The 20,840-nt window shown below is 70.5% G+C and carries 21 protein-coding genes; 9 read left to right on the top strand and 12 right to left on the bottom strand.

Translation table 11 applies throughout. From position 1 onward, the window contains the following. Nucleotides 1–112: 112 nt before the first annotated feature. On the top strand, nucleotides 113–1,147 hold the full coding sequence (locus HJD23_RS02905) for a LacI family DNA-binding transcriptional regulator (RefSeq protein ID WP_232107972.1): 1,035 nt from the start codon (nucleotides 113–115) through the stop codon (nucleotides 1,145–1,147). Between the two features lie 140 nt (nucleotides 1,148–1,287). Continuing rightward, nucleotides 1,288–2,724, top strand: coding sequence for a benzaldehyde dehydrogenase (locus HJD23_RS02900; RefSeq protein WP_171109559.1), 1,437 nt, complete (start codon nucleotides 1,288–1,290; stop codon nucleotides 2,722–2,724). 52 nt (nucleotides 2,725–2,776) lie between these two features. Here HJD23_RS02900 and trxA read toward each other — a convergent pair whose 3' ends face one another. Then, on the bottom strand, nucleotides 2,777–3,160 hold the full coding sequence (gene trxA, locus HJD23_RS02895; RefSeq protein ID WP_171109560.1) for a thioredoxin: 384 nt from the start codon (nucleotides 3,158–3,160) through the stop codon (nucleotides 2,777–2,779). Between the two features lie 142 nt (nucleotides 3,161–3,302). Here trxA and HJD23_RS02890 point away from each other — a divergent pair, with 142 nt between their 5' ends. Next, nucleotides 3,303–4,736: an NAD(P)/FAD-dependent oxidoreductase gene (locus HJD23_RS02890; protein WP_171109561.1), complete on the top strand. Its 1,434-nt coding sequence runs from the start codon at nucleotides 3,303–3,305 to the stop codon at nucleotides 4,734–4,736. A 9-nt stretch (nucleotides 4,737–4,745) separates the two neighbouring features. On the opposite strand, the gene HJD23_RS02885 is transcribed toward HJD23_RS02890, so the two are convergent. After that, nucleotides 4,746–5,393, bottom strand: a complete 648-nt coding sequence (locus HJD23_RS02885; protein ID WP_171109562.1) for a peptide deformylase — start codon at nucleotides 5,391–5,393, stop codon at nucleotides 4,746–4,748. Between the two features lie 129 nt (nucleotides 5,394–5,522). Here HJD23_RS02885 and HJD23_RS02880 point away from each other — a divergent pair, with 129 nt between their 5' ends. Continuing rightward, the gene (locus HJD23_RS02880) at nucleotides 5,523–6,953 is read left to right on the top strand and encodes a PepSY domain-containing protein (RefSeq protein WP_171109563.1); all 1,431 of its coding nucleotides are present in this window, start codon (nucleotides 5,523–5,525) and stop codon (nucleotides 6,951–6,953) included. 62 nt (nucleotides 6,954–7,015) lie between these two features. Here the strand turns inward: HJD23_RS02880 and HJD23_RS02875 are convergent, their stop codons facing one another. The 3 genes from HJD23_RS02875 to HJD23_RS02865 all read right to left on the bottom strand — a co-directional run bounded on the left by HJD23_RS02875 (nucleotide 7,016) and on the right by HJD23_RS02865 (nucleotide 9,347). Further along, nucleotides 7,016–7,366, bottom strand: coding sequence for a tetratricopeptide repeat protein (locus tag HJD23_RS02875; RefSeq protein ID WP_171109564.1), 351 nt, complete (start codon nucleotides 7,364–7,366; stop codon nucleotides 7,016–7,018). Nucleotides 7,367–7,555: 189 nt separating this feature from the next. After that, a complete protein-coding gene (locus tag HJD23_RS02870) occupies nucleotides 7,556–8,392 on the bottom strand; it encodes an alpha/beta hydrolase-fold protein (protein WP_171109565.1) in 837 nt (278 codons plus the stop codon). A 277-nt stretch (nucleotides 8,393–8,669) separates the two neighbouring features. After that, nucleotides 8,670–9,347: a CBS domain-containing protein gene (locus HJD23_RS02865; protein ID WP_171133978.1), complete on the bottom strand. Its 678-nt coding sequence runs from the start codon at nucleotides 9,345–9,347 to the stop codon at nucleotides 8,670–8,672. 394 nt (nucleotides 9,348–9,741) lie between these two features. Here HJD23_RS02865 and HJD23_RS43370 point away from each other — a divergent pair, with 394 nt between their 5' ends. After that, nucleotides 9,742–9,930, top strand: a complete 189-nt coding sequence (locus tag HJD23_RS43370; protein ID WP_232107914.1) for a hypothetical protein — start codon at nucleotides 9,742–9,744, stop codon at nucleotides 9,928–9,930. Between the two features lie 187 nt (nucleotides 9,931–10,117). On the opposite strand, the gene HJD23_RS02855 is transcribed toward HJD23_RS43370, so the two are convergent. Beyond that, nucleotides 10,118–10,543, bottom strand: coding sequence for an SPW repeat protein (locus HJD23_RS02855; RefSeq protein WP_232107915.1), 426 nt, complete (start codon nucleotides 10,541–10,543; stop codon nucleotides 10,118–10,120). An 857-nt stretch (nucleotides 10,544–11,400) separates the two neighbouring features. Between HJD23_RS02855 and HJD23_RS02850 the strand changes: the two genes are divergently transcribed. Beyond that, on the top strand, nucleotides 11,401–11,835 hold the full coding sequence (locus tag HJD23_RS02850; protein ID WP_171114789.1) for a hypothetical protein: 435 nt from the start codon (nucleotides 11,401–11,403) through the stop codon (nucleotides 11,833–11,835). Between the two features lie 128 nt (nucleotides 11,836–11,963). Here HJD23_RS02850 and HJD23_RS02845 read toward each other — a convergent pair whose 3' ends face one another. From HJD23_RS02845 to HJD23_RS02835, 4 genes are all read right to left on the bottom strand, one after another. Then, the gene (locus tag HJD23_RS02845) at nucleotides 11,964–12,149 is read right to left on the bottom strand and encodes a hypothetical protein (protein ID WP_240980612.1); all 186 of its coding nucleotides are present in this window, start codon (nucleotides 12,147–12,149) and stop codon (nucleotides 11,964–11,966) included. A gap of 192 nt (nucleotides 12,150–12,341) precedes the next feature. After that, a complete protein-coding gene (locus HJD23_RS02840) occupies nucleotides 12,342–13,397 on the bottom strand; it encodes an AI-2E family transporter (protein WP_171114790.1) in 1,056 nt (351 codons plus the stop codon). 263 nt (nucleotides 13,398–13,660) lie between these two features. Next, nucleotides 13,661–13,786: a hypothetical protein gene (locus tag HJD23_RS44645; protein ID WP_269475799.1), complete on the bottom strand. Its 126-nt coding sequence runs from the start codon at nucleotides 13,784–13,786 to the stop codon at nucleotides 13,661–13,663. A 651-nt stretch (nucleotides 13,787–14,437) separates the two neighbouring features. Beyond that, nucleotides 14,438–15,463, bottom strand: coding sequence for a TerC family protein (locus tag HJD23_RS02835; RefSeq protein WP_171114792.1), 1,026 nt, complete (start codon nucleotides 15,461–15,463; stop codon nucleotides 14,438–14,440). 364 nt (nucleotides 15,464–15,827) lie between these two features. Here HJD23_RS02835 and HJD23_RS02830 point away from each other — a divergent pair, with 364 nt between their 5' ends. Further along, a complete protein-coding gene (locus tag HJD23_RS02830; RefSeq protein ID WP_171114794.1) occupies nucleotides 15,828–15,989 on the top strand; it encodes a hypothetical protein in 162 nt (53 codons plus the stop codon). A gap of 145 nt (nucleotides 15,990–16,134) precedes the next feature. Here HJD23_RS02830 and HJD23_RS02825 read toward each other — a convergent pair whose 3' ends face one another. Then, on the bottom strand, nucleotides 16,135–16,554 hold the full coding sequence (locus tag HJD23_RS02825) for a PRC-barrel domain-containing protein (protein ID WP_171114796.1): 420 nt from the start codon (nucleotides 16,552–16,554) through the stop codon (nucleotides 16,135–16,137). Between the two features lie 963 nt (nucleotides 16,555–17,517). Between HJD23_RS02825 and HJD23_RS02820 the strand changes: the two genes are divergently transcribed. Both HJD23_RS02820 and HJD23_RS02815 read left to right on the top strand, forming a co-directional pair. Beyond that, the gene (locus tag HJD23_RS02820) at nucleotides 17,518–17,895 is read left to right on the top strand and encodes a GPR1/FUN34/YaaH family transporter (RefSeq protein ID WP_171114798.1); all 378 of its coding nucleotides are present in this window, start codon (nucleotides 17,518–17,520) and stop codon (nucleotides 17,893–17,895) included. A gap of 107 nt (nucleotides 17,896–18,002) precedes the next feature. Beyond that, nucleotides 18,003–19,541 (top strand): B12-binding domain-containing radical SAM protein, encoded by a 1,539-nt coding sequence (locus tag HJD23_RS02815; RefSeq protein ID WP_171114800.1) that lies wholly within the window; start codon nucleotides 18,003–18,005, stop codon nucleotides 19,539–19,541. A gap of 237 nt (nucleotides 19,542–19,778) precedes the next feature. On the opposite strand, the gene HJD23_RS02810 is transcribed toward HJD23_RS02815, so the two are convergent. Further along, nucleotides 19,779–20,597, bottom strand: a complete 819-nt coding sequence (locus HJD23_RS02810; RefSeq protein ID WP_232107918.1) for a sigma-70 family RNA polymerase sigma factor — start codon at nucleotides 20,595–20,597, stop codon at nucleotides 19,779–19,781. Between the last annotated feature and the right edge of the window lie 243 nt (nucleotides 20,598–20,840).

Raw genomic sequence — 20,840 nt, 5'->3', positions numbered from 1 at the left:
CGTGCCGGCGTCCCGGTCCTCAGGCGTGCGTGGCGGCCGCGTTCGTTGAATGGAATAGCACGTTCCCCCGCCCGAGGCACGCCCCGCCGCCTCTGCCAAGATGCGGTGCGTGATGGTGCAGATACCGAACACGCCCGCGTCCGCGCCGCCCGCCCAGCGCTCCGTGCCCACGAGCGCGGATGTGGCCCGGCTGGCCGGCGTCTCGCGCGCGACCGTCTCGTACGTCCTGAACAACACCAGTGCCGTACGGATCAGCGAGCCCACGCGCCGCCGGGTCCACGAGGCCGCGAAGGAACTCGGTTACGTCCCGCACGCGGGGGCCCGCAGCCTGCGCGCCGGGCACAGCCGGATGGTCCTGATGCCCGCCCCGGCCATCCCGGCCGGCCCGCTCTACAGCCAGTTCATCAACGAGCTCCAGTGGGCCCTGAGCCGCCTCGACTACACGGTCGTCCAGTACGGCACCCTCGGCCTGCACGGCGACGAGGCCGCCCGGGCCTGGGCCGAGCTGCGGCCGGTGGCCGTGCTGGTGCCCGGCCAGGGCCTCGGCCCGCAGGGCGTGGCGGTGCTCAAGCGCTCCGGCGCCCGTGCCGTCGTCACCCTCGGACCGGCGAGCGTCGAGGGCGCGCACGCCCTGCTCATGGAGCACGCGGCCGTCGGCCGGGTGGCAGGCCGCCACCTGTACGAGCGGGGGCGCCGCCGGATCGGCGTCGTCGTCCCCGAGGAGCCGGGCCTGGAGGTATACTCCGCGCCCCGCCTGGACGGCGTTCGACAGGCCGTGCACGGCACGGACGCGGTCGTCACCGAACTGCCCCTCGCCTACGAGGAGGAGGCCGCCGCCCGTCTCGCCGCGCGCTGGCGTGCGCTCGGCCTCGACGCGGTCTTCGCGTACAACGACGAGTACGCGATGCTGCTGATGCGCGCCCTGCAGGACGAGGGTGTGCGGATCCCCGAGGACACGGCGATGATCGGCGCCGACGACCTGATGCTGGGCCGGCTGCTGCGGCCCCGGCTCAGCACCGTCCACATCGAACTGCCGTCCGGCCGGGAACTCGCGGAACTGGTCGACCGCGCGGTGCGCGACCCGGGCACCGCACCCGAGCGGCACGAGGTACTGGGCGCCGCGGTGGTGCACCGCGACTCCAGCTGACGTTCTGCTCGGCCCGGACGCTGACGTCCTGCTCCGCCGGGACGGCCGACGCATACTCGAAGGTGTGCCTGACATCCGTGTGACCGGCGAGGCGTTTCCCGTACGCGCATGACCGCCGGTGACCCGAACGGAGAGCCGCGATGCCGTTGCTCGATCCCACGACCTGGCAGCCCCGTCCCTTGGCGGGCGACGAGTACGCCGTCATCGAGCCCGCCACGGGGGACACGCTCGGCCACGCCCGCCTCGCGACCGCCGACGACATCGCCTCCGCCGCCGAGGCCGCCCTCGCCGCCCAGGGCGAGTGGGCCCGCGTTCCGCACTTCGTGCGGGCCGGAGTGCTGCGGCGGGCCGGGGACCTGTTCACCGCGCACGCCGACGAGCTGCGCGAGTGGCTCGTCCGCGAGTCCGGCTCGATCCCCGGCAAGGCGGACTTCGAGCTGCATGTCGCCGCCCAGGAGTGCTACGAGGCCGCCGGGCTGGCCTCCCGCCCGACCGGGCACGTGCTGCCCAGCGAGGTGCCCAGGCTGTCGTACACACGGCGGGTCCCGGTCGGCGTCGTGGGCGTGATCGCCCCGTTCAACGCGCCGCTGATCCTGGCCATCCGGTCCGTCGCCCCGGCCCTCGCGCTCGGCAACGCCGTCGTGCTGAAACCGGACCCGCGCACCGCAGTCTGCGGCGGGTTCTCCCTGGCCGCCGTCCTCGCGGAGGCGGGCCTGCCCGAGGACCTGCTGCATGTGCTGCCGGGCGGCCCGGCGGCGGGCCAGGCACTGGTCGCCGACCCGCGCGTGCCGGTCATCTCCTTCACCGGCTCCACCGCGGCCGGCCGCGCGGTCGGCGAGACCGCCGGACGCCACCTCAAACGCGCCCACCTGGAACTCGGCGGCAACTCCGCCCTGATCGTGCTCGACGACGCCGACCTCGACGCGGTGATCGGCACGGCCGCATGGGGCTCGTTCTTCCACCAGGGCCAGATCTGCATGACGACCGGCCGCCACCTGGTGCACGAGTCGCTGTACGAGGAGTACGTCGAGCGGCTCGCCGCCCGGGCCGACTCGCTGGCCGTCGGCGACCCGCACCGCGACCGGGTCCACCTCGGCCCGGTCATCGACCGCGAGCAACTGGCCAAGGTGCACGGGCTGGTGGAGTCGAGCAGGGCAGAGGGCGCCCGGCTGGCCGCGGGCGGCAGCTACGAGCACCTCTTCTACCGGCCGACCGTCCTCGCCGGCGTCGACGACCACACCCCCGCCTACGCCGAGGAGGTGTTCGGCCCGGTCGCGCCCGTACGGTCCTTCAAGAGCGTCCAGGAGGCGGCCGACCTCGCCGCGCGCACCCCGTACGGGCTCGCCCTCGGCATCGTCACCCGCGACGCGGCCCGCGGACTCGAACTGGCCGAGCGGATCCCGACCGGCATCGTCCACATCAACGACCAGACCGTCAACGACGAGGCCGTGGCGCCCTTCGGCGGGGTCGCCGCGTCCGGCACCGGCGCCCGCTTCGGCGGTGAGGCCAACCTGGAGGCGTTCACCGACCTGCGCTGGACGACGGTACGCGCGGACGTGGCGACGTACCCCTTCTGAGCGCGCACTCGCCTCTGAGTGTTTATTCGCGGCTCAAGGCCTCAACCAGGCCCTACTGTCCGCCGCCCTCCTGCCCCTGCTGCTCGGCGACCGCCTTGCGGACCTCGTCCATGTCGAGCTTGCGGGCCTGGCCGATGACGTCGGCCAGCGCGGCCTCGGGCAGGGCGCCCGGCTGCGCGAACACGGCGACCCGGTCGCGCACGATCATCAGCGTGGGGATCGACTGGATGCCGAACGCGGCGGCCAGCTCAGGCTGCGCCTCGGTGTCCACCTTGCCGAACACCAGGTCCGGGTTCTCCTCCGCCGCCTTCTCGTAGACCGGGGCGAACTGGCGGCACGGCCCGCACCAGGCCGCCCAGAAGTCGATCAGGACGAAGTCGTTGTCCGTGACCGTCTGGTCGAAGTTCTCCTTGGTGAGCTCCACGGTCTGGTTCATGGCGTGATCCCTACTTCCTGGTGTGGGGTGAGGCCGTCGGCGGAAACACGGTCGGACCGTCGGGTATTCCGCGCGTGGCCGATCATGTAACGGCGTGCGTACCCATGTGGCCTCGGACCACACCACCCACCAGACTGACCCCATGACGGAAACGGATTCCAACGCTTACGACGTCGTGGTGCTCGGTGCCGGGCCCGTGGGGGAGAACGTCGCCGACCGCACCCGCGCGGCCGGCCTGTCCACCGCGGTCGTGGAGAGCGAACTGGTCGGCGGCGAGTGCTCGTACTGGGCCTGCATGCCCAGCAAGGCCCTGCTGCGTCCGGTCATCGCCCGCGCGGACGCCCGCCGGGTGCCGGGCCTGAGCCAGTCGGTGCAGGGCGACCTCGACGCGCCCGCGGTCCTCGCCCACCGGGACTACTACACATCGCACTGGAAGGACGACGGCCAGGTCCAGTGGCTGGAAGGCATCGGCGCCGACCTCCACCGCGGCCACGGCCGCCTCGCCGGACCGCGCACCGTCGTCGTGACCGGCCCCGACGGCGAGCAGCGCACCCTCACCGCCCGGCACGCCGTCGCCGCCTGCACCGGCAGCCGTGCCCAGCTGCCCCACCTGCCCGGACTCGCCGACGTGCGGCCCTGGACCAGCCGGGAGGCCACCAGCGCCAAGGAGGTGCCCGGTCGGCTGATCGTGGTGGGCGGTGGTGTGGTCGCCACCGAGATGGCCACCGTCTGGCAGGCCCTCGGCTCGCAGGTCACCGTCCTGGTCCGGGGCAAGGGCCTGCTGAACCGCATGGAGCCCTTCGCCGGCGAACTGGTCGCCGAGGCGCTCATCGAGGCCGGCGCGGACGTCCGTACGGGCACCTCGGTCGAGTCGGTGACCCGCCAGGGCGACACGGTCGTCGCCGTCACCGACCACGGTGACCGCATCGAGGCCGACGAGATCCTCTTCGCCACCGGCCGCGCCCCCCGCACCGACGACATCGGCCTCGACACCGTCGGCCTCGAACCGGGCTCCTGGCTCTCCGTCGACGACAGCCTCCGCGTCACCGGCACCGACTGGCTGTACGCGGTCGGCGACGTCAACCATCGCGCGCTGCTCACCCACCAGGGCAAGTACCAGGCCCGCATAGCGGGCGCCGCCATCGCCGCCCGCGCCTCCGGCGAATCCGCCCTGGAGTCCCATGCCTGGGGCGCCCACACCGCCACCGCCGACCACTCGGCCGTCCCCCAGGTCGTCTTCACCGACCCGGAGGCGGCCGCCGTCGGGCTCTCCCTGGCGGAGGCCGAGCAGGCCGGCCACCGCGTCCGCGCGGTCGACGTCGACCTCTCCTCGGTCGCCGGAGCGGGCCTGTACGCCGACGGCTACCGGGGGCGCGCCCGCATGGTCGTCGACGTGGAACGCGAGATCCTGCGCGGCGTGACCTTCGTGGGCCCGGGCGTCGGGGAACTGATCCACTCGGCGAGCATCGCCGTCGCCGGAGAGGTGCCGGTGAGCCGGCTGTGGCATGCCGTGCCGTCGTACCCGACGATCAGCGAAGTGTGGCTGCGGCTGCTGGAGAGCTACCGGGACAACTGAGTCCGAGGCTCAGTCCGGCAGGTCGAAGCCCAGCTCACGCGCGGCCGCCCGAGGCGTCGGCTGCGCCCAGCGTTCCGCCACCGTCCGGTTCGCGGACAGGGAGCGCAACTCGGCCCGGTCGACGTAGAGCACACCGTCCAGGTGGTCCGTCTCGTGCTGCACGATGCGGGCGGGCCACCCGGTGAACACCTCGTCCACGGCCCGGCCGTGCTCGTCCGAGCCGGTCAGCCGCACCCGCATGGGCCGGACCACCACCGCCTGCCAGCCCGGCATGCTCAGACAGCCCTCGAAGAACCCGGCACGCGCCGCGCCGACCGGCTCGTACGACGGATTCACCAGCACCCGGAACGGCTGCGGCACCCGCCCGCGGGCCAGCCGCACCTCCTCCGGCACCGGCGCCGGGTCCTCGATCACCGCGATCCGCAGCGGCACGCCGACCTGCGGCGCCGCCAGACCGACCCCCGGGGCCGCGTGCATGGTGACGCGCAGGGCCTCGACGAACCGGGCCAGCAGCGCGGGCCGAAGCTGCCCGTCGAACGGCTCGGCAGGTTGCCGCAGCACCGGGTCTCCGGCCTCGACGATGGGCAACGGGCCGTCCGCGGCGAGGAGTTGCTCGACGCGCTCGGCGAGCGGCATACGGTCAGGCGGAGTTGACATTGCGCCAGCATGCCATGACCCGCCGTCGTGTGACGCGGGTCACTCCTATCTCCGGGAACTCACCGCACTCCCACTCCGACTACTGCACCACTACGGCCGAAAACCGTCCCCCTCCCCGGAGAACCACCGATGACCACCGCTCCCTCGACCAGTACGGAAGAGACCCCGCAGCAGACCACCGCGCCACCGAAGTCCCGCACCTGGGCACCGCTGCGCCCGCTCGTCCTGCGGCTGCACTTCTACGCCGGACTGCTCGTCGCCCCCTTCCTGCTCGTCGCGGCCACCACCGGCTTCCTGTACGCCGGGTCGTTCCAGGCCGAGAAGATCGTGTACGCCGACGAGATGACCGTCCCCGAGGTCGGCGACACCAAGCTGCCCCTCTCCGAGCAGGTGGCCGCCGCCCGCGAAGCCCACCCGCAGGGCAAGCTTTCGGCCGTACGGCCCTCCCCGGCGGACGACGCCACCACGCGCGTGCTGCTGTCCGGCGTGCCGGGCGTCGACGAGGACCACACGCTCGCCGTGTTCGTCGACCCCTACACCGGGAAGGTGCGCGGCGCCCTGGAGCAGTACGGCTCCACCGGGGCGCTGCCGCTGCGCACCTGGATCGACGAGTTCCACCGCGATCTGCATCTCGGCGACCCCGGCCGCCTCTACAGCGAACTCGCCGCGAGCTGGCTGTGGGTGATCGCGGCCGGTGGCCTGGTGCTGTGGTTCTCCCGCCGCCGCGCCCTGCGCAAGGTGCGCGGCACCAGCGGGCGGCGCCGCACCCTCGGCCTGCACGGCACGATCGGCGTGTGGGCCGCGATCGGGTTCATCTTCCTGTCGGCGACCGGACTGACCTGGTCGACGTACGCCGGTGCGAACATCGGCGAACTGCGCACCTCGCTCGGCCAGTCCACGCCGTCCGTCTCGGCGTCGGTGGGCGGTGACCACGGGGACCACGGCGCCGCCGCCGGTAACGGAGGGAGCGGCGAGCACGGCGTCGGCCTCGACAAGGTGCTGGCCGCCGCCCGGGCCGAGGGTCTGGGCGATCCCGTGGAGATCGTTCCGCCGGCCGACGCGAACTCGGCGTACGTGGTGAAGCAGGTGCAGCGCAGCTGGCCCGAGAAGCAGGACTCGGTCGCCGTCGACCCGGCGACCGGCGAGGTCACCGACGTGCTGCGGTTCGCCGACTATCCGCTGCTCGCAAAGCTGACCCGCTGGGGCATCGACCTGCACACCGGCATCCTGTTCGGGCTGGTGAACCAGATCGCCCTGATGCTGCTCGCGCTGTCCCTGGTCGTGCTGATCGTGCTCGGCTACCGCATGTGGTGGCAGCGTGGCCGCGGCTCCGCCTTCGGCCGGCCGATCCCGCGCGGCGGCTGGGCGCAGGTGCCGCCGCAGATCCTGGTACCGCTGATGGCCGTGGTCGCCGTCATCGGCTACTTCGTGCCGCTGCTCGGTATTCCGCTGGCCGCGTTCATCGTGGTGGACGTGATCCTGGGGGAGATCGCGCACCGGCGGGGGCGACGGTCGGACGGCAACGGGGGAGTGGCTGCCGACGGGGCGGCAGCCACATAAGGACCGGCCCGGCCTTCTCGGGGGGAGGCCGGGCCCATACTTCGGGGGGCGAGTCGCGCTCGTCAGCTCCGCTCCGCGAAGTCACCCGCGAGCGCCGAGGCGATCCGCAGATGCGGCTCCGCCTCCTCCTGCCGACCCTGCCGCTGGAGCGTGCGGCCGAGCATCAGCCGGGCGTAGTGCTCCACCGGGTCGCGCTCCACGATGACGCGCAACTCGTCCTCGGCGCGGCCCAGTTGGGCCGAGTGGTAGTAGGCGCGCGCCAGCAGCAGCCGCGGCCCGGTCTGCTCGGGCACCTCCTCGACCAGCCCGCCCAGGATGCGCGCCGCGGCGGCGTACTCCTTGGCGTCGAAGAACATCCGCGCGCGGTCCCAGCGCTCGGCCGGTGTTCCGTGGTCGTAGTACGTCGTGTCCACTCGTGACCTCCTTCGACGCACTCCAACCAAGGTAAGTGGTTAAACATTCCACTACCTGGAGGATGGCCGTGGGCGAGCTACCGAACGCGCCCGCGCGGCTTGAGGGACGTCGAGGGCAGCTCGGGGGCGGCGAGCGGGGCGCCGTCGTACCCCTTCACCTCGCCGAACCAGCAGATTCGCCCCGCAGGACTAGCGCCACAACCAGCGGAGGGCATCGGGAAGCAGGACCCCGCCGTGGTTGGGGCTGTGGCCGCCATCGCCCAGGACGAGGCGGAAGTCGTAGCCGGCTTCGGCGAGTGCTGCCGCGACGCGCAGGTTGTTGGCGAGCCAGTTTGCCTCGGGTTCGTTCCAGCGCAGGTCACGATGGCCCGCTTGCATGAAGATGCGCAGCGGCCTGCGAGGGACGCGGGGGATGAGTTCGGGGTATGGGTTGCCGCCTGGCATCTGCGTGAAGCTGGACAAGTACCCGATCACCCGGCGGAATTTGTCCGGGCGCAGCCAGGCTGCGGTGAAGGCGCAGTTGCCGCCGCTACTGCCACCACAGATGCCCCACCGGTCAGGGTCCTCGACGATCGAATAGCGCTTCGTGACCTCAGGGATGATCTCTGTCAGGAGAAAGCTGACGTACCGATCGTCGTAGGCGTCGTACTCGGTATTGCGGTTCTTCGGATCCTCGGCGTCCGGGAAGACACCCGGGTCGACGAACACGCCGATGGTGACCGGGATGTCACCGCGGTGGACGAGATTGTCCAAGACGATCGCGCCTCGGACCTCCCCTTCAGGGTCCAGGTACCACCATCCGTCCTGGAACACCATCAACGACGCCGGCTCCGAGGGGTCGTACCGCGCGGGCACATGCACCCAGAACTTCCGTGACGTTCCCGGGTAGATCGCGCTGTCGCTCCAGTCGAACTCGATCGTCTCGCCAGCCGGTACGCCTGACTGCACGGCGGAGTCGGGGCCATGGGCATAGCGCACGTCTGACTGGTGAATCGGAAGCGGCTGGTAGGGCACCTCGATCGTCACGCGGCCCAACCTAGGAAAGATCAGGAACGGCCTCAACGGGGTTTATGACTGCCCGCACCCGTTCGAGGAGTTCGAGGAGAGGGAGCAACGCTGACCTTCCCGACCTCATGGCACCTGCGGGAGGTGCTGGAGCTGGTCCAGGAAGCGCGGCACGCAACATCACCGACCTGGGCAGCGACCAGGACCTGGCGCGGTGGCAAGCCCCCATGCGCGACTTCGCGGGCCCCCGGGGGTGGCGGGGGAACCGCAGTCGGCCGGCGGCCGGCTGCGCACACGGTCACTGAGTTGTCCCGGGCTCGTCCCGACCGGCTGACTCGCCGGTGAGTTGGGGCTCGACGTCCACGACGCCCTCCACGGCGCGCACGAGGCGCACGGCGACCGAGATGAGCGAGGAGTCACCGATGTGCCCGCGGAGCGTGACGACTCCCTCGTGCACGTTCACGTGGATGGCGTGGCTGAACGCCGGGAAGAGGTAGGAAACCACGGTGCGGCGGACCTCCTCCTCGATCTCCTCGTCCGGCCGCAGGAAGACCTTCAGCAGGTCGGCGCGGCTGACGATGCCCTGGAGCATGCCGATGTCGTCGACGACGGGCAGCCGCTTGACGTGCCGGACGGCCATGATCCTGGCCGCCTGGGCCAGAGTGGTATCGGGGTGGACCGTGATCGCGGGGGTGCTCATGAGTTCCTCCGCCGTCACCGCCGCGGCCTTGGCGACGTCGGACAGGCGCCGGCGTTGCTCGAAGAGGCTCGGGTCGCTGTCGTGAAACTCCTCCTTGGGGAGCAGATCGGCCTCGGAGACGACGCCGATGACGCGCCCCTCGCCCTCCAGGACCGGCATGGCACTGACCTTCCACTGCTCCATGGTCCGGACGATCTCCTTGAAGGGGGCGTCGCGGCCCACGGCCACGACCGTCTGGGTCATCACATCACTCACGATGTGCGGGGTCTCAGGCACCGCAATCCTCCTCGTCTCGCCTTCAGCTCCGGGTGCAGTTCCCCGGCACCGAGGGTCTCGATGACCGCCGCGCGGCGCGCATGAGCTGTTCGCGACACTCCTTGGTCAGGGCGCCGAAGACGCCGGTCCTGGCAACCACGTTCGCCTTCCCTTCACGACTCCACGATCGTCGCAAATCGGCGCAGTGCAACCTGGGCCGAGGGCCCCCTTCGAGAGCCGGTCCAGGTGTCGCGACGGAACCCATGCCGTGGACTGGGCGGTGGACGAGGCGGCGCGCCTCGGGCTGTCCCTGCGGCTCGTTTACGCCTCTGACCGTCCGGCCGAACAGGCCCTTGGCCCAGCACATCGCCGCGTCCTGCGCGGAACGCGCCCGGCTGCGCAAACCGAGGTGAAGGTGTCGAGCGACGTACTGCCCGGTGATCGTGGTTCGCGGCGGGGAGCGGAACCGCAGGGCTCCTTCGGCCGGGTGGCGGTCGGCCTCGGCGACGCCACGGAGGGCCCGGCCGCCGTGCGGTTCGCCGTCCGCGAGGCCGAGACGCGCGGCAGCAGCCTGCACGCCGTCTGGTCCAGACGCTGCTGGTGACTGCGGACGCAGCCTCAGTCAGCTGCCTGGGCTGTTCCAGGCAGGCGGACCGCTCCCTTCGGGAGATTGCCATCCATGTGCGCGTGTTCTGACGCCCGGGCGCGGTTCGACGGGCCCAGCGCGACATATCACCACTGGGCCGGTGGCCCGCTGCGGGGAAGCGGTGAGCCAGGCCCGGGTATCAGGTTCAGGCGCGTCCGCGTGCCATCGCCGTCGTCATGAGCCCAAGGACAACGGCGACGGCCCCGGTGGCGGTGTTGCTCGCGATAGTGCCCGTGGTCGTTGAGGCGTTCTGCATCACCCAGGGAGCGATGATCGCCCAGGCTCCGATGGCGGCTGCCGCCCAACCCATACCGAAGGTCCGCTCGAAGACCGAGCCGAAGCCAAGGGCCAGGACCGCCAGGGCGATACCCGTGACGAGGTTGCTCACGGCCAGCGGGTTGCCGTTGAACCCGACCACCCAGGGGGAGATCGCCAGGTACAGGCCGGCCAGCAGGGTCAGCCCCTCGGTCGCCTGCGCGGACGGCTTCGCCGAGATCGCGGCGGCCCGGGCCCGCATGGCCTGGATGTCAGGGTGTTCCTCGATACGCGAGTGCATGGCCACGTCGGCCATCTGGCCTGATGCTGTCGTCGCCGAGGCTCGGTACGCCACCTCCGGACGGTCAGCCGATGGAGGAGCGTCCATCGGCCGGTACGCGTACGTCGTCGATGGCGAAGCCGCTGCGCGGCCGGGTCGGGATACGTGACAGCGAAATCGTCAGATCCTGGGCCGGAACCGTTTATGCGAGGCGGGCCAGGCGTGCTGCAAGCGCCGTCAGCGAAGCCACGGTGACGCCTTCGGGGGCAGCCGTGGCTGGTCTGCGGTGGATCTGTCGCAGCTGCCGAGGCCGACGCCCCGGCCTGCGGCTGCGGAGGGCCGTTCCGGAACGCGGGCGGCCTCGGCGGGCCGCGGCAGCATCTTGGAGCGGATGTACACCCGATGGACGTACCTGCGCCGATCTCTCTCGCTCGACGGCCGCGGCGCGTCGCCCGGCGGTCGGGAGGCGGGCGATGGCGACGGTTTCTCGAACGCGAGCCTGATCGCGACGAATTTCATTCCCCTTGGCGGAGGCGATCCGCAGACCAGCCACCGCAGTCCGGGCGAAGGCGTCACCGTGGCTTGCCGGCGGCCCTCGCGATGCGCCTGGCGCGCCTCGCGTACCCGGTGCCGCGCCAGGACCTGTCGATTCCGCTGTCGGTGGACGTTCCGCACTGGGCACAGGGCAGAACCGGCGTCGGCGAGCGGCCTCACTGCGTCGGTGAGGGATGCCGGTGGGGGCGCCACGCTTGCGGGTGATTTCTGCGACAGGACGTGCCGGAGATGCGGTCGATGTGGCAATGACCCAGCGAGTGGATCAGTACTGGTCCCGGCTGTTGTGGAGAGGGGGTAGCGGGATGCACAGGCACTTGGCGCATGGGCTTCGTGCCTCCTTGCGCAACAACGGCCAGGCTTACGGCTTCTCCGTCTCCGTCACCGCGAGTGCGGCGATCCTGAATCTGGAGGCGAGGCAGTCCGGCGCCGTTCACCTGATCTACTTCGCTGCGGCGGCGGCGGTGGCCTTCAGCCTGCTGGAGACCGTGGCGACGAGAGGCTTTCGCAAGCCGCTGGAACAGGAGCCCAGCACCGTGACCGCGCTGGGGATCGCATTCAGCATCGCCTCCGTGGCGGGGACGGTGACGCTGGCCTGGGTGGTGGCGCACTTCGTCGGAGGCATGGCGGCGTGGCCCATGACCGGCTTTCTGGTCTCCGTGGTCTATCCCGTGGCTGCCGGGATGGAACTCGCTCTGGCGCAGCGGTTCCGTGAGGCGTCCGACCAGGACACCGAGAAGGAGATCAGCAAAGAGGAAGAAGCCCACGATCAGTGAAACGCAGGCTGACGGGGCGCCTTGTTCAGTCAGCGGCTCACGCTTCCCGACTTGGTCGGCCGGACGAGCGACGTCCGTCTGGTCGGAGGAGTAAGGGGTTCCTGCTCAGACGCTGTCGGCCTGGTCGTTCATCGGCGCGTCGTATGCCGGGCGAGGTCGCGGAGACGGTCGAGCGGGCCAAGGAGGGGGGCCGCCAGCTTGTTGGCAGCCTCGTTGTTCACCCACCGGTGGGGGCGCATGGGCGCGTACATCTGGGTGAGCTTGACCTCCGCGCCGAGCATCATCGTGGTGAAGTGCGTCGCCGAAGGGCGCAACCCCGCCGAGACGTCCTGCGCGGAGCTGTGTCAGGGCACCCCTCACTGGATCGACGTCAACGCCGACGTCAGTGAGGTGCTCGACACCATGGATCCACGGCGAGGATGTCCCCAATGTGGGCGCAAAAGGGGTGGGGCAGGTGGTGGCTGCGGCAGCGGCGTGAGCTGCGGCGCAGTGTTCGTCCGGGCCTGTCACGACTCCGCGGAGGGCGCTCCTCCGCCCGCTGTGTGCTGCTCCTGCAGCTCGTGGACGATTCCGTAGGCGGCGGCGGTGGCTGGTACTGCGAGGAGCACTCCGATGATCCCGGCCACGGACGCGCCAGCGGTGAGCGCCACCAGGATCACTGCGGGGTGAATGCGCACGGTCCGGCTCTGGACCATCGGCTGGAAGATGTTGCCTTCCAGCACCTGGACCACGAGCACCACCCCGAGCACCCACAGGGCGATGACGAGCCCCCGGTCGGCAAGCGCGACCAGCACGGCTGCAGCACCGGAGAGGAAGGCGCCGAGGTAGGGGACGTAAGCGCCGATGAAGACGATGGCGCCGAGTCCCAAGGCACCCGGCACGCGCAGGATCAGCAGGCCGGCCGTGATGAACACAGCGTCGATGAGCGCGACCACGGTGGTGCCCCGCATGAACCCTTCGACGCCCTCGAAAGCCCGCCGGGCCATCGCCTCGACCGTGTCGGCGATGCCGCCCGGGACGAGCGAGCGCAGCGTGCCGACGGCCCGGTCGGAGTCGCGCAGGAAGAAGAAGACCAGCAGCAGCGCGAGCACCGCCATGCCGAGGGCCTGGGCCAGGACGCTGACCCCAGTGAGGACACCGGAGGCCGCCGTCCCGCCGAACCGGCCCAGCAGGTCCAGGGCATCGTCGGCGAGATCCTCCAGTGAGGTACCGGATGCCCCGAACTGATCGGCCAGGCCCCGGACCGCTCGGCGCAGCGAGGCGACGATCTGGTCCCAGGTATCGACCAGCGCCACCGTGACGAGGTACACCGCGCCGCCGACCACGGCGAGGACGGCGGTGCAGGTGAGGCCGGCGGCGACGGACCGGTTGACCTTCGCCCCGACGAGCCGCCGGTGGAGGGGAAGGAGCAGCGCGGTGCCGAGCAGGGCGAGCAGTACGGGAACGACGGCCGGCCGGAGCGCCACGCACAGCTGGATCCCGATAAAGACGACTCCGGCGACCAACAGGATCACGGCGCACCAGGCGGCAAGCCGGCGAACGGGCTCCGGAAGCAGCTGCACGCGCCCAGCGTACGCATCGGCTGCCCTGTTTTCGGCGAACGGCCCACCCGGACGACATGCCGTCGGCTTCGGTGAGGCCGGCCGCCGTGGGGCAGGCGCTGGTGATCCCCCCTGCCGAGCTACAGAACGCTCGACCGGTGATCGCGGAAGGCGGTGGCCACTACGGCGCCACGAGGCGCCCTGCTGAGGGGAGTTGAACCCCGACTCGGAGGAAACCGCCGTCCCCGACCACAGGCCTGAACACGACCGGGGATACTCCTCCCTCACTTGGCCAAGTCCTCAAGAGAGTGGGGAAGTTCGGCGCGCGACAGGCCGTCGAAGGGCCAGGCCGCCCGCTCGTTCAGTGCCCAGGCCGCCAGCAGGTCAAGGGCGTCTTCGGCGTCGCTCACGCGATGCGCTGCGCGCACTCTGGACTGGCCGTCACTCCCCAGGTCCCCATCAGACCCCATCACCTTTGGAACGGGGTCGGCTTCCCTGGAGCGTGTGCGGGCCGAGTCAGGCGCGTCGACGTCGGTGGACGGCCTGCTCAAGTCGGCCCCGTCAACGGCTACTCCGAGGCGTCCCATGAGAGCCGGCTCGCTGCGTGCGAGCGCCCCCTGCAGTCGTGCCCGCAGCTCCGTGTACGGCACAGGTGCGGCAGATCGTTGAGCAGCCATGTCAGGACCAACGAGACGGGCCGAGGATGCGCTGTACGCCGGACGGGCGGAGCTGCGAAGCGCGTGGGGGCCCGCATGGCGGGGCTGCTCCTCCGGTGAGCGGGCCGCGCAAGGCGAGCAGGAGTGTCGGAGGCCAGCAGGTAGAAGCCGACGGCGTTGTTTCGCGGCGACCAGGGCGACGCCGCCGACCAGCAGGAGGGCGGTCCGCCCGGGCGGCATGCGGCGTAGGCCCGTCCATGCGGCTGGGGGGAACAGCACCAGTCCGGCGGCAACGGCTGTCTCCCAGGCTCCGTAGCTGGACGTCTGTCCGCCCGACCGGAGGGACGGACCGGACCTTGCGCTCCCCTGCCTACAGGAGCAGAGCACGCAGACTGCGAGGTCAGGTCACGTGTCTTCGGGCCCCGGACCGGTGGCGTCATGGGAATGACTGCGCTGTTGCCGGCCGGGTTCGTCATCGACCGCCTCGCTGTCGTCGGCCTGGGCAGGACGCAGCACGCTGAGCAGGACGGAGACGGTCAGGACGGCGACGACCACGGCGAGGCTGACGAGTGAGTGCACCTCGGGGATGCTGCTGCTGATGAGCTCGTGGGCTGCCTGCAGGACCAGCTTGACGCCGATGAAGGCCAGGATCAGTGCCAGGCCCGTGCTGAGGTGGCGGAAGCGGTCCAGCAGGCCGGCGAGCAGGAAGTACAGGGCGCGCAGGCCGAGGATGGCGAAGGCGTTGCTGGTGTAGACGATGAACAGGTCACTGCTGACGCCGAGGACGGCGGGCACGCTGTCGATGGCGAAGACCAGGTCGGCGCCCTCGATCGCGGCCACGACGGCGAGCAGCGGGGTGGCCACGAGTTTGCCGCTCTCCCGGACGAAGAAGCGGTTCTCGGCGTAATCGCCCCGGACCGGAACGACCTTGCGCAGCAGCCGTACGGCGAGGCTCCGGCCCGGGTCGACGCTGCTCTCTTCCTTGGTGAGGATCTTGTAGGCGCTGTAGAAGAGGAAGGCGCCGAAGACGAAGAGGACGGCGGTGAAGCGGCTGACCACCGCGACGCCTGCGGCGAGGAAGAGGCCGCGGAAGATCAGGGCGCCCAGGATCCCGAGGAACAGCACGCGGTGCTGGTATGCGCGGGGGACCTGGAAGTAGCCGAAGATCAGCGCGAAGACGAAGAGGTTGTCGACCGACAGGCTCTTCTCCAGTAGCCACGCTGTCGTGTACTCCACGCCGGCGTTCGTGCCGACCACGAGGAAGACGACCACGCCGAAGACGACGGCCAGCCCCACCCAGACCGCGCTCCAGACGGCGGCCTCCTTGAAGCCGATGACGTGTGCCCGCCGGTGCGCCAGCAGGTCGACGGCCAATGCCCCTACGACGGTGACGGCGAACACCATCCACAGCCACGGCGGTACGTCGTACACGAGTTCACCCCTTCCGAAGCCACCAGGCACCCCTACTCCGTCGAGCGCTGCCACGGTCAACGCCGACGACGAGTGCCCTCGATCGGAGTGCCCTCATCCGAATCGGCGTCAGGCTTTGCGGGCATGAGTGGCTGTCGCTGGGTCAGGTCTGTCGTCGATGGTGTGGGGCAGGGTGGCCGGGGCGCGGCGCGCGTGGGGCCGAGGAGAGCGGAGCCGAGGCCCCGCGGCCGTCGGCTCGTCTGCCGTTTTCGCCCCTGTCCATGGGTAACCCGAGGAGGAAATCGGCTGTCGACGTCAGGTGATCGGTGGCGTACGAGCGACGCCCGCCTGAACGAGATCCTGGTCTGCGTGAGGCGACACTCCCATGACCGATGCCGCACGTTTCAACGACGTCGCCGCCGGCGGGCTGATCGTGTTGCTGGCGCTCGGCTCCCTTGCCCTGCTGCCCGTCCGTTCTGCCGGGGGCCGCGAAGCCGGGAAGGTCGAGCAGGTGGCAGGTCGTGTGCTCGGCGCATCGGCTGAATGACGGCAGTAGAGCCTGCACCCCGTGCGCGGCGGAAGGCCGCGATGATGGCCTGGCCGCAGCGCTTCCCGCTCCGGCCCCGGCGCACACGCGGCGATCCATGGTGCCGGCCACCCGTCCGCGTGACGGCGGATACTCCGTGCGGCGCTCAGGGTCGGTAGGGAAAGCGCGGGGGAATGTAGCCGGTCCCCCAGAAGGGGGCGTAGCCGTAGTGTGTGTAAACCCGGTCGGAGTATTCGCGCTGGTCCACCAACTCCGGGTCGTACTCGGGCGCGTCGACGACGTCGTCCCGCGTACGGTCGATGCGGACCACGTCCTCGGTCACGTCGGCCACGGCGTCGACCGGGATGTAGCTCTTCTTCTCGCCGATGCCCAGGAAGCCGCCATATTCCATGAGCAGGAAGCGGACCTTGCGCTCCCCCTCGTCGATGATCAGGTCGCCCACCTGGCCGAGTTCGTTCCCGGAGCGGTCGGTCACCTTCCGGCCCCGCACGTCCTCGTCGGCGGAAGGGATCGCTTGCTGCGAGTCGGAGAGCCTGGTCAGCATGGGAATGTCGCCGGACTTCAAGGTGCCTCCTTCGATCTCCTCTACATGGCGGGCGATTGACGTACGTGCCGCAACCGCCCGTTTCGCCCCTGTTCCCTCCCTGGCTCGGCTCATGCGCGTATCCGCGGAGTGAATGCCCGGGGCCGTGCGGCTTCAAGGCAGGCGATGACTGGGAACGTGCAGGGTCCCCGATGGTCCGGTCGTGCTGGTCGGGCACTCCACCGGCGCCCGGGGGGCGTTGCGGGCAGCGGTCCAAAACTCCGACCGGGCGCGCGCATCCTGCTCGCCGCGGGTGCGCAGGACCCACTCGCACCGCCCGGCTGGATCGAACAGGCGGCACGGCAGGCATCCGACGGTCGCGCGGTGACCCTGCCCGGAGCCCACGGCTTCCCCTGCAGCGACCCTGAAGTCACCGCTGACCTCGTCCTCCGGGCGGCGCACCCCTGACTGCATCCCTTCCGTCCGTGCCGCTCTGTTCCCGCTGGGAAGCGTGCGCGATGCCGTGTGCCGGCAAATGCCCTTCCTTTCGAGAGTTGCCGTGAATGCTGCTGGTCTGCGCGGCCGACTCAAGGACGGCCGCCACACCACCCCCGCCAAGGTGACTACTCCGTCCGAGTGGTGTGTGCATTCGGCCGTTTCACCACGTCGCGCCGGGTAACTCCCCCCAGTTGCAGGGGACGCCGGGCTCTCGAACGTTCCATGACGCGCCGTTTGTGGCCAGCAGCCTGGTGATGGCCTGGTCTACTGCCCCGAGAGGACTTGCCATGACCGCTTCCGATCCCGATCGTTCCGCGGACCGCTCCGATGGCCGGATCGTCGACGAAGGTGACGATCCGGATGGCTGTGCGGCGTGGCGGGCTCGCAGTCGGCTGGTACTCACGCCGGTAGCGGCGCCGTCGATCCTTGGCTGGTTCGCCTTTGGGGCGGCGACGTTCATGGTGGCCTCGCACATGGCCCGCTGGTGGGGGTACGACGTCATCACCGGTGATCCTCGCTCCCTTCGTCATTTTCGTCGGCGGTGTGGCCCAGCTGCTCGCCGCCACGTGGGCCTACCGAGCCCGCGACGGTCTGGCCACTGCCGTGCACGGCGTCTGGGGTGGGTTCTGGTTCTCCTGGGGCGTGCTGGTGCTGCTGACCGCGAGCGGCAGAATCCGGCTCGCGACGATCAGCGAGGACGCCTTCGGCTTCTGGTGGATCGCGGCCGCCTTTTGCACCGCCGGCGCGCTGCTGCCGGAGCAGTCGTACAGCCGGGTGGTGCTGCCTTTGGGCCGCCGGAGTCTGGTGGGCAACGTTCCCGGACACAAGGTCCTCCGGGACATCGGCTGTCCGGCCGGGATGCCGGGTGCCGAGCGCGGCCAGTGACAGCCCGGCGGGAGGGTGCCCGGGGCTCACTCCTTCCGGGCCACCGGGGGCGCCGACCCGCAGGTGAGGCAGGTACCGGACACGTGCGGAGGAGATGACACCCGGACATGGCACGATCCCGGAATGTGCTGTGCGTGGCACCGCGCTATGCCACGTCCTTCGGAACCTTCGACCATGCCTTCCATCTGGTGGGAGCCCGTGCGTTCATGCCGCCGCAGGGGTTGCTGGTGATCGCCGCCCGACTGCCGGCGTCCTGGCGGGTGCGGCTGATCGACGAGAACGTCCGGCCGGTCACGGATGACGATCTGCGCTGGGCCGACGCGGTCTTCGTCACCGGCATGCACGTACAGCGGGACCGCATCATGCGGCTGGTCGAGCGCGCGCATGCATGGAACCGGCTCACCGTCCTGGGCGGCCCCTCCGTCTCCGCCTGCCCCGACTGGTATCCCGAGGCGGACATCCTTCACCTGGGTGAGCTCGGCGACGCGACCGACGCCGTGATCGCGCGGGTGGAGCGGGACGTGACCCGCCCCCCGACGCAGGAGCGGTACCGCACGAAGGACCGCCTCCCCCTGGACCGGTTCCCGATCCCTGCCTACGGGACGATCGACCTGCGGGACTACTTCCTGGCGAGCGTGCAGTTCTCCTCCGGCTGCCCGTTCTCCTGCGAGTTCTGCGACATCCCCGCACTGTACGGACACACACCCCGTATGAAGACCCCGCAGCAGGTCACCGCCGAACTCGACACGCTCATGGCCTGCGGCAGCCCGCGCTCGGTCTACTTCGTGGACGACAACTTCGTGGCCAACCCCCACGCCGCGACGGCCCTCCTGCCCGAACTGGTGCGCTGGCAGGAACGCAACGGCTACCCCCTCGTCTTCGCCTGCGAAGCCACCCTCAACATCACCAAACGGCCGGAGCTGCTGCGCCTGATGCGGCAGGCCCGGTTCACGACGATGTTCGCCGGCGTCGAGAGCCCCGACACCGACGCGCTGCACGCCCTCAACAAACGGCAGAACCTGCGCTCACCCATCCTGGACGGGGTCCGCACGCTCAACGCCCACGGCATCGAAGTGGTGGCGGGCATCATCATCGGCCTGGACACCGACACGCCCGCCTCCTACGACCGTCTCGTCCACTTCATCGACACCAGCGCCATCCCCCTGCTCACCATCAACCTCCTCCACGCCCTGCCCGGCACACCTCTGTGGGACAGGCTGGAGAAAGCAGGCCGCATCCTCACCGACCCCGGAACACGGGAGTCGAACGTCGACTTCCTCCTCCCGTACCCCGTGGTGCTCGACGGCTGGCGCCGCACCATCCGCCACGCCTACGCCCCGCACCGGCTCTACTCACGGTTCCAGCACCAGATGCACCACACCTACCCCAACCGGCTGGCGGTCCCGCGTCGGCCCTCCCGGGCGGACCTGCACCGCGGCTTGGAGGTCGTCGGGCGCACGCTCTGGGAGTGCGGAGTGCGCGCCCCCTACCGCAGGGAGTTCTGGCGCATGGCCCGGTCCATCGCCAGCCACGCCGACCTGGAAGGCTTCGTTCAAACGGCGGTCGTTGGTCACCACCTGATCACCTACGCCCGCGAAGCGCTCGACGGGCGTGCGGAGAAGGCCTTCTACGCCCCCAGGCATTGAGCAACGAGCTGCTTTGAGCGCCGTGCACACGCTCATGGCCGTGCCGCGCAGCGTCTGCGGAAAGGCTGCGTGTCATCGGCCCACGGCAGCCTGTCCCCGCGCGCCGCGCCGGAATGCAGGCGGTCATGGTCGTCCTGGTCCCTACGGCAGGCATCCCTGCGGCAGGCATCGAGCGACACTCCTGGCCCACCACCCGGCGAGCTGTTCGGCACAGGGACAGCGACGGACGAGAGTGGGTTACCCGGCGAGGAGGCTGTGTCGTAGGAACGCGCAGGCGCGGGTGAGCAGCCGGGAGACGTGCATCTGGGAGACACCGACGATGTCCGCGACTTCCCGCTGGGTCAGGGAGTCGGCGAAGTACAGGCTCAGGATGCGCCGCTCCCGCGCCGGGAGCATGGGGATGAGTGTGCTGAGTGCCACCAGGTCGATGACGCGCTCGAGCGCCGGGTCGTCGCGGCCCAGGATCTCCGCCAGTGATGTGCGCTGTTCCGGCCCGAGTTGTTCGTCCATGGAACGGGGGTTGCGTGCCTGGTCGGCACGCAGCGCCTGCCGGATGTCGTCTTCGTCGATTCCGGTCAGCTGGTGGAGATCGCGTGTGTTTCCGCCGTCGGCGTGTCCGGCCCGGCGTAGTTCCTCCTGAGCTTGACGCACGCGGCGGTGCTTGTCCTGCATCCGCCGTGGCACGTGCACGTGCCAGGTGTGGTCGCGCAGGTGCCGTTTGAGTTCGCCGTCGATGGTGGGTACGGCATAGGACAGGAATGCGTGCCCGCGGGTGGGATCGAAGCCGTCGACCGCCTTGACCAGTCCGAGACAGGCCACCTGGTAGAGGTCCTCGCGGCTGTCGACGGGGGAGCCGTAGCGGCGGGCGAGTCTGCGGGCGACGGGCAGGAAGGCCGTGACGGCCTTGTCCCGCAGGGCGTGGCGTTCCGGTCCTGGCGGGCTGGTGGCCATGCGGTGCAGGAGTTCTTCCTCCGGCGTCCGAAGCGGCGGGCCGTCCGAGGACGTGGCGGGCGGATCGGCGAGGGGCTGCGCCTGCATGCGCAGGGCCTGGGGCATGTAGCCGCTCCTCTTGCTGTGTGGGGGATGAGGAGCCCGGCGGGCAGTCGGTCCGGGAGGGCGGGGAGCGAGTGCTCCGTCGGGGTTGGCCCTATGCAAAGGTGCTGGATCTTGCCGCTTCCATGACGCATACCTCCTAGGTACGACAGGACTGCGCGGCGCGCGATCCAGACATGCCGTACGGAGGCATCCCGCGTCGTGGCCCGAGCGCCCGGAAGGCTTTGCCCTGCAAAGGTCCCTTGA

This window comes from Streptomyces sp. Z423-1, from assembly GCF_013009255.1.
GTDB lineage: Bacteria > Actinomycetota > Actinomycetes > Streptomycetales > Streptomycetaceae > Streptomyces > Streptomyces gossypiisoli.
The sequence above is the reverse complement of the archived record's forward strand: the minus strand, read 5'-3'. Positions and strand labels throughout refer to the sequence as shown.